This window comes from Methanophagales archaeon, from assembly GCA_021159465.1.
GTDB lineage: Archaea > Halobacteriota > Syntropharchaeia > Alkanophagales > Methanospirareceae > G60ANME1.
This window is the reverse complement of record JAGGRR010000124.1, coordinates 1-7,785: the sequence shown is the minus strand read 5'-3', so window position 1 is coordinate 7,785 and position 7,785 is coordinate 1. Positions and strand designations below refer to the sequence as shown.

Below are 7,785 nucleotides of genomic sequence, written 5' to 3'. Positions count from 1 at the left end.
TTTAGCCTTTAATTCGCTTATTACGAAGGTTATATCTCCTTCAAAGCACATTGCGAGTATCACGACCTTCAGCATCGTTATAGCTTCTCTTTTGATGGATTGGAGACTGATATGATGATCTTTTGTGAATGGTTGGTGGTGGGGGTTAAAGATTTCGATGCTATAATATATTTACGATGCAAGAATTAAGTCCATCAGTGTTTTACTATCCACTTCCACACGCGTTCGCCATCCAATATAGAGTAAGTTCTCGTCCTCCCTCAAGTAGCCCTGCATGATATATCGCTCCAGAGCGCGTAGAACTCTGCGTCTGGGGAATTTCTCAGTCAGGAAATCCTCAACCGATTTCCTTGATGCCTTCCCCTGCTTCGAGATGATATATGCTAACGTGGCAGAGAGTATAGCCACATCGTCTATCCTGATGCCTGAAGCTTTATCAGTCAGAAGGTCTTTGAGTACAACCACAAACCTCTCATTCTCCGATTTTTCGCCCTCACTTATCCGTCTCACCTCCATCCCCAGTTTGAGCAGAATGGAGTTTAGAATCTCAATTATCTCCACGTAATCCTCACCCAATGCTTTCTTGAGTTCCCAACCTTTAACGCCTGGCGTTCTGTGCCGACGGAAGAATAATAGCTGAGCTGCTTTCTTCACCTTCCGCTCTGCTCTTGCTCTCTCTTCTTGCTCCATTTCACCCAATCTTCATAGCTTATCGCAATAGGAATGGACCGTTTCTCATCTGGACATTCTTCTTCACCCTCACCGCTACTACCGCCACTTTGACTGCAGAGGCTGATAAATACCTTCTCTTCCAGCGGTTCGATATCAAGCTCTGCTTTACCCTCGCTTACTATATAACTGGTTAGATATGCTTTTCTTACACTATCTTCAAAACTATCGCCATATACAAAATCATGGTATTCCGTTCTGCCTCGGGCTTCAAGCTCATTCAGTACCTCCTGTATCTGTTCCTGAAATTCAGTTCGGGACAAAATGTGGAGTACAATCAAATCATCCAGTTTGAATGTACCTGTTTCTGGTGTTGAAACGTCACCAAAAGCACTCTTTCGTTGACTCAGTGGTGCCAGTGCGTTCCAGTAATTGAGACCCTGTTTCAATCGCTCAGGTGTGATTCTGTCCAGTGATACAATGGGATGCCATGCTTTAAAGAATGCAGATGCCAGCTGAGCTGGTTCCATAAGCTTCAATTTGAATTCGACTAAAGCAGGGTCAATGTAGAAAGATGCTGAACGGTCTTTTATCCAGTCACATTGCAATTCTATCACTTTTGTCAGTTCGGACATCGCTTCTGCATCTAACATAAGGTCGTCTATACTTTTCCATCTCCTTACATATTCTCTAAGTATCGTGAGGAATCTCTTTACGTCCAGGTCAAATGGGTCGGTATCCGCACGTTGTATAGTCTTGCAGAAGTTGATCAGTCGTAACAGGTCTTCTGGCGCTTTCATCCCCGCTCACCTCCACCTTTTATACCTTCTTTTATATATGGTAGCAAGCCACCCGCGAGGATGATGCTCCGCTCTCGTTTCGTTAGTTGGGTACAGACCTTGAATTCATGCCCTCCCTTACTCTTATCTCTCACTGCTATCTGCTCATTATTCGATAACCGCCGCCTTATATTCGGTATCTCCAGCTCGTCGCCTCTGTCTATCAGATTGTAGTCAGATTTGGTATCGAAGATGAGGGGCAGGATACCAAAGTTAATGAGATTTGCCATGTGTATACGCTCGAACGATTTTGCAATCACAGCTTTTACACCCAGAAATGCGGGACATAAAGCCGCATGCTCACGCGATGAGCCCTGACCATAGCTATCGCCCGCTACGATGATATTATGCTTCCCTTTTCTCATGGTCTCGCTCGCTCGCTTATAAAACTGCCTGTCCAGCGGTTCAAATACAAACTCCGCATACTTCGCTATGTTTGACCGATACTTCATCCTGCTTCCTGCTGGTATTATATGGTCAGTAGTGATATTGTCGCCGACTTTAATCGTTACGAGCCCTGAGATGGTATCAGGTAGTGGAGAGAACGAAGGAGGAGAGCCAATATTTGGACCGCGATATACCTCTACCTCCACCTCTACTCCTGTGGCGCTGGTGCGTGCAGGCTGGAGAATCATACTGTCATCTATATAAAACTGCTCTGGTAGCTCAATATCGGGATATTTCAATCCGAGTTCTCTCGGGTCTGTAATTCTGCCAGCGATAGCAGCCGCAGCGGCTGTCTCCGGACTTACAAGATAGACCTTCGCACTCTTTGTGCCTGAACGCCCCATAAAATTCCTGTTACTCGTTCGTAATGATACGGCATCTGTTGCTGGTGAATAGCTATTGCCGATACAGAACCCGCAGGTGCATTCAGCAATTCGTGCTCCGGCATTGATGAGTGAAGTCAATCCTCCTGCCATAGCGATATTCTCAAGCACCTGTCTGGAGCCCGGAGCAACTACCAACTCCACATCTGGATGGACCTTCTTACCTTCCAGCATCTTCGCAACGGTCATCAGATCTTTAAAAGAGGAGTTGGTGCAGCTACCTATGCATACCTGATTTACCTCCATGCCCTCCAGTTCTGCCACGGGCTTTATGTTATCGGGACTATGAGGGCAAGCAGCAAGTGGAACAATCTCATTCAGGTCTATCTCAACGCTATCTTCGTAGTCATCGCTGTCGGGGTCATCATCGTCGGCTTTGAGTTCAATCCAGTCGTGAGCCCTGTGCTGTGCTCGTAGGAATTGAAGCGTGTTGTCATCGCTGGGGAATACAGAGGTTGTAACGCCGCATTCAGCACCCATGTTCGCTATCGTCGCTCGTTCCGGGACGGATAGAGTTTTTACGCCCTCACCCATGTATTCAAACACACGACCAACATTACCACGCGTGGTGAACAGTTCCAGAACCTTTAACGCCACATCCTTCGCCGTTACCCACGGGCTGAGCTGCCCATTAAGGTAAAGAGCTATCACATGAGGGCATGATAGGTAAAAAGGACTGCCGCCCATTGCCATTGCCACATCCAGACCACCTGCACCAATTGCAATCATACCAATACCGCCAGCAGTGGGCGTATGACTATCAGAGCCAAGCAGCGTCTTACCCGGAATGGCGAATCTCTCAAGGTGGACCTGATGGCAGATTCCGTTCCCGGGCTTCGAGAATACAATGCCATACTTAGCAGCAATTGACTTCAGGTAGCGGTGGTCATCGGCGTTCTCAAATCCTGACTGGATGGTATTGTGGTCAACATAGCTCACAGATAACCCGGTCTTTACCTCTGTGATGCCAAGCGCCTCGAACTGCAGGTATGCCATCGTCCCAGTTGCATCCTGAGTCAATGTCTGGTCTATCTTGAGCGCTATCTCCTCTCCTGGCTCGAACTTACCCTCCACCAGGTGTTCCTCTATTATCTGCCTCGTTATGCTTAGACTCCCTCTTCCTCCCATAACTTAATAATTTATTTGTCCTTTCTTTTCTTAATTTAATTCAATCTAATCTAAGAGAGCGAGATAGATAAGAGATGAAGATAGAGATAGAGGAGTCAAGTGGCTATATAGCAGTGCATGGTGATTTCAATGTGCTCAGTTCCGCATTCTACAATGGTGGATCTAGAAGTGCACGAACGATAGTAAATTTGGAGGTACCATCAAGCTTTGATGGTGATGCATTCCAATACTTCGATTCGTTCCTCCAGGCGAACAATTTGAGCCCGAAGGAGACAGTAGGCATGATGACTGCGGTACCTATGAGTGATGCGCGAATAATAAACAGAGGCAATATATCGGCTATTATAACTGCGGGTATATCTACATCTGCAGCCACCACCTCTTCCACCGTGAATATTATTCTAACGATTGATAAGCGACTGTCTCAATCAGCAATGGCAAATGTGTTGATAGTGGCAACGGAGGCAAAGACTGCTGCTTTCTATGACCTCGATGTGCGTGACCGCACAGGAAGCCTCTTCACCGGTGACGTTACCGATTCTGTGGCAGTTGCCTGTGTGAATAGAGGAAGAGGAGAAGAAGAGGAGGAGGTCTTCGCAGGTAAGGGCACGGAATTGGGTAAGAGTGTGTATGAAATGGTAAGAGAAGGTGTAAAGGATGCCCTGGCATCCCACAATGCATTAAAGGCTGATAGACCCATCTTGAAGCGACTGGAGGAACGTGGCATCAGTCTGAACGAGATGGTGAAAACAGCACTGGAACTTTATGTACCAGCGGTGGGCGAGGAGGAGGATTTAGAAGAGCTGTCCAAGAGACTGGAATCGAGGATAAAGAAGGAATCGGCAGATACAAATGTTGCACTTCTACTGGCAGCGGCGATGCACGCAGAAGAGGAAGAGATAAAGAAAGGCAGGGCAGGTCGAGCAGGTGAGACAGATGCAGCTTCTATTGTGGCTGATGAGCTTATCGGAATGGACATTGCTGAATACATAGGAGGTAAGAGAGCACTATTCAATTTCTTTTATTATGATACGAGGAAACCGGGGATATTAAGTCGCCTTGGGGTGTTCATGGATGACGCCATTGGCGGATTAATCGCAGGTTGTATGACCCGGATGCTGCAGGAATAGTAGGGTATGGTTTGAGATGCGTGTAATAGGAATAGACCCTGGGACAGCGATAACAGGTTGGGGAGTGGTGGAGAGCACAGATGGTGTTCTGAATCCCGTAGCGTTTGGCTGCATACGGACGACCCCGCGACAATCACGGGCTGAAAGGTTGAAGACGATATATGAGGATTTGCTCGCAGTGATAAAGGAGGTGATACCCGAGCGGATGGCGATAGAGAAGATATTCTTCAATGCAAATGTTAAGACAGCATTGAGCGTGGGGCAGGCGAGGGGTGTGTGCCTGCTCGCGGCTGCTGTATCAGGACTACCTGCCTATGAATACAACACCTCAGAGGTGAAGAACATTATTACAGGCTATGGCAGGGCGACGAAGAGCGAAGTAGCAGTCAGGATGAAGGAACTGCTTCGGCTCTCTGAGACACCAAAGCCCGACGATGTCACCGATGCACTCGCTATCGCAACCGCTCATATCTTCTTGATGGAGAAGGAATTATAGAGAAAATAAAATAAAAAGAGAGTCATGGGCAAAGTGTATCTTGTGGGAGCGGGACCGGGCGATCCGGAACTGCTGAGTTTGAAGGCATACAGGCTTATAAAAGAAGCTGATGTGATACTGGTGGACAATCTGGTGCTGGGAGTAAAGGAGCTGATTCCACCGGGTAAGAAGGTTATAGATACCGGTAAGACCTCGAAAAAGCATAAGTTCTCTCAAGATGAGATAAACGAACTCATGGTGCATTTATCTGCGAGATATGACAAGGTGGTGCGATTGAAGGGTGGTGACCCATTCATATTTGGTAGAGGAGGCGAGGAAGCAGTATATCTTAAGGAGCATGGCATTGAATTCGAGGTGGTACCAGGGATAACGTCCGCGATTGCCGTTCCAGCCTCTTTCTCTATACCACTATCCTATCGTGGCGTTTCCTCGTCCATCACTATTATTACAGGACACGAGATGGAAGAAAAAGAAGAGAACCTCAACTGGAATGCAATAGCGAATTTGAAGGGCACACTTGTTATACTGATGGGTGTGGGCAATCTCGCCACCAATGTTGCGCTGCTTCTGAAGCACGGATTGCGTTCTGATGTGCCGGTAGCGGTTATTGAAAAGGGTTTTACTCCCGATGCCCGAATTGTAACCGGAACACTCGATAACATCGTTACAGTAGCGCGAAGCGAGGGGGTGAAGCCACCTGCGGTTATCGTGGTAGGGGATGTGGTGCGAATAAGGGAAAAACTGAGCGAGCTTTAAATTAAAATCGAAAAATATGGGGTATGGATAGTAATAGTAACAGCAACAGCAACTTCAATAACAATAACAATAAGATAACCGTAGAATTCAGGCGGGTATCCAAAGAATTTGAGGTTATAAAATCGCCACTACCGCATATATTAATTGAGTCAAACAAAGAGTTACACGGGTGGTGGAACGGGATAGAACCGGATGGTAACAGGGAGTGCACCTCCGAAAAACTCTTAATAAACCCTTATAACGGGTGCAGCCATAACTGTCTGTTTTGTTATTCACATGCGTTAGGTGGCTATTTCAGGCTATTTAGAGAACAGAGGGTGGTTACGGTATTCAAGGATTTTGATAAGAAAGTGGCGAGGCAACTGGATAGCATAAGAGTTGCGAGTTGCGGGTATCTCTCACCGGTTACTGACCCTTTCCAGCCGATAAATGGTAAATACGAATTGAGTGAGAGGATAATAAAGCAGTTCGTTGACCGCAATATACCGGTGCAGTTCACCACGAAAGGGCGAATAAGCGATGCCGCACTGAGATTGATAAAGAAGCAGGAGCATTCGTTTGGTGAAGTTTCTATTATTACGCTGGACGAAGATAAGCAACAGCGACTGATGGCTGGGGGTGCGCCAACGGATGAACTGCTGCGAAATATAGAGAGGCTTGCGAACGAAGACAAGTTCGCAGTATGCAGAATTGACCCGATAATTCCTTTTGTGACCGACGATAGAGAAGAGCTGGAGGATTTGGTGCGAGCAGTGGTTGAGGCTGGTGCGGAACATATAATAACGAGCTGTATGGATGTTCCGAGAGCGATGAAGTATGAAATTTATGAAGAGCTGGAGAAGAGGTTTGGGTCTGAAATACCGAAATTGAAGGTGAAGCTGGAGGGGTTATATAGCGAGGTGATAAGCGGGCGGTTTCATGCGGATATAGAATACCGGAGAAAGCTGTTCAGAACGATGCGTGAGATTTGCGATAGAAATAATGTGACGATGGGGCTGTGTATGGAGTTTGAGTCGCTTGGTGGTAAGAAGCTTAGAGGGTTGAATAAGGAGTTCATGAGTCCTAATTCTAATAATTGTGAGGGTATTGATGTACCGATTTACGTGAGAATAGGAGATGGTAAGCGGTTCGAGCCGGTTCCGGGCTGTGATGGTAACTGTTTGAAATGCCATTTCTCGAATGACGATAAAGAGCCAGTATGCGGTATATCAGACCTGAAGAAGGCGGGTGCGTGGAGATTGAGTGATTACAGGCGGTGGAGCAGAAATCTATTTCAGACAAGCTTAGGTGAGCGAAAATGGAAATAGAAGAGGCAATCAAGCGGGGTATTTTGCACATTATAAATGAGAACGAGAAAGAAAAATTCTCCATGGGGGAAGTAAACGACCATTTAATCTCTAACGTGATATTTAGTGAAAGAATGGATTTTAGAGAGATATTTAGCAGAGCAAAGCCAATACTCCGAGAGTTAGGTCTTGAATGGTATGGAGTATAATGGTCCGGAAGGGATAATTGTATGTAAACCAAAGCAAGATGTAGTAGAGGAGTTAGAGAAGAGAATCTCGAAAGATGGCATGGCATATATTCCTGAAAACGTATATGAGTCAATTAACTATTGCCTCACACATTTGTTTGGTTCTGGAAATCCCCATAGTATAATTCTTGTATCCATAATATCCCTTGTCAGATATGATTGTATCTCCATCTCTAGCTATTCTTCTCCTTTTTAGCTCTTCTAAAATCTACTCGTACAGCTTAGCATCATTTGGCGATCCTTGATGGAGTAAGAAAGCAACAGGCATCAAAGAGGGATATTCTATGACCATGGTGAGTTTATAACCTATATAGTAGCCTTTTGACGAAGAATATCCCCATTTGAACTCTTTTTCCTCCAGATCAGCCTTGGTTATCTTTTTCCTGAACCAGTTCAGGTCCAA

Annotated in this window: 9 protein-coding genes; 5 read left to right on the top strand and 4 right to left on the bottom strand. The window is 46.1% G+C overall.

Going from position 1 to position 7,785, the window contains the following annotated elements; genetic code table 11:
* Positions 1-171: 171 nt before the first annotated feature.
* From J7J01_06045 to J7J01_06035, 3 genes are read right to left on the bottom strand one after another with little or no spacing between them, the layout of a single operon-like run.
* Positions 172-690, bottom strand: a complete 519-nt coding sequence (locus J7J01_06045) for a hypothetical protein (GenBank protein MCD6210437.1) — start codon at positions 688-690, stop codon at positions 172-174.
* Positions 651-1,469, bottom strand: coding sequence for a hypothetical protein (locus J7J01_06040; protein MCD6210436.1), 819 nt, complete (start codon positions 1,467-1,469; stop codon positions 651-653). Before J7J01_06040 ends, J7J01_06045 begins: the two co-directional genes overlap by 40 nt.
* Positions 1,466-3,466: an aconitate hydratase gene (locus J7J01_06035; GenBank protein MCD6210435.1), complete on the bottom strand. Its 2,001-nt coding sequence runs from the start codon at positions 3,464-3,466 to the stop codon at positions 1,466-1,468. Before J7J01_06035 ends, J7J01_06040 begins: the two co-directional genes overlap by 4 nt.
* A 74-nt stretch (positions 3,467-3,540) precedes the next feature.
* On the opposite strand from J7J01_06035, the gene J7J01_06030 reads away from it, so the two are divergent.
* The 5 genes from J7J01_06030 to J7J01_06010 are packed head-to-tail and all read left to right on the top strand — an operon-like array spanning position 3,541 to position 7,343.
* The gene (locus J7J01_06030) at positions 3,541-4,596 is read left to right on the top strand and encodes a phosphatidylglycerophosphatase A (GenBank protein MCD6210434.1); all 1,056 of its coding nucleotides are present in this window, start codon (positions 3,541-3,543) and stop codon (positions 4,594-4,596) included.
* A gap of 16 nt (positions 4,597-4,612) precedes the next feature.
* Positions 4,613-5,092: a crossover junction endodeoxyribonuclease RuvC gene (ruvC, locus tag J7J01_06025; protein MCD6210433.1), complete on the top strand. Its 480-nt coding sequence runs from the start codon at positions 4,613-4,615 to the stop codon at positions 5,090-5,092.
* 24 nt (positions 5,093-5,116) lie between these two features.
* Positions 5,117-5,848 (top strand): uroporphyrinogen-III C-methyltransferase, encoded by a 732-nt coding sequence (gene cobA / locus J7J01_06020; GenBank protein ID MCD6210432.1) that lies wholly within the window; start codon positions 5,117-5,119, stop codon positions 5,846-5,848.
* A gap of 23 nt (positions 5,849-5,871) precedes the next feature.
* A complete protein-coding gene (locus J7J01_06015) occupies positions 5,872-7,155 on the top strand; it encodes a radical SAM protein (GenBank protein MCD6210431.1) in 1,284 nt (427 codons plus the stop codon).
* Positions 7,146-7,343, top strand: a complete 198-nt coding sequence (locus J7J01_06010) for a hypothetical protein (protein MCD6210430.1) — start codon at positions 7,146-7,148, stop codon at positions 7,341-7,343. Before J7J01_06015 ends, J7J01_06010 begins: the two co-directional genes overlap by 10 nt.
* Positions 7,344-7,590: 247 nt before the next feature.
* Here the strand turns inward: J7J01_06010 and J7J01_06005 are convergent.
* The coding region (locus tag J7J01_06005; protein ID MCD6210429.1) for a transposase at positions 7,591-7,785 on the bottom strand (195 nt) is incomplete at its 5' end.

Coding starts and splice junctions, on each gene's coding strand:
- J7J01_06030 (MCD6210434.1), top strand. CDS start 3,541: ATGAAGATAGAGATAGAGGAGTCAAGTGGCTATATAGCAGTGCATGGT.
- J7J01_06045 (MCD6210437.1), bottom strand. CDS start 690: ATGGAGCAAGAAGAGAGAGCAAGAGCAGAGCGGAAGGTGAAGAAAGCA.
- J7J01_06040 (MCD6210436.1), bottom strand. CDS start 1,469: ATGAAAGCGCCAGAAGACCTGTTACGACTGATCAACTTCTGCAAGACT.
- J7J01_06010 (MCD6210430.1), top strand. CDS start 7,146: ATGGAAATAGAAGAGGCAATCAAGCGGGGTATTTTGCACATTATAAAT.
- cobA (MCD6210432.1), top strand. CDS start 5,117: ATGGGCAAAGTGTATCTTGTGGGAGCGGGACCGGGCGATCCGGAACTG.
- J7J01_06015 (MCD6210431.1), top strand. CDS start 5,872: ATGGATAGTAATAGTAACAGCAACAGCAACTTCAATAACAATAACAAT.
- ruvC (MCD6210433.1), top strand. CDS start 4,613: ATGCGTGTAATAGGAATAGACCCTGGGACAGCGATAACAGGTTGGGGA.
- J7J01_06035 (MCD6210435.1), bottom strand. CDS start 3,466: ATGGGAGGAAGAGGGAGTCTAAGCATAACGAGGCAGATAATAGAGGAA.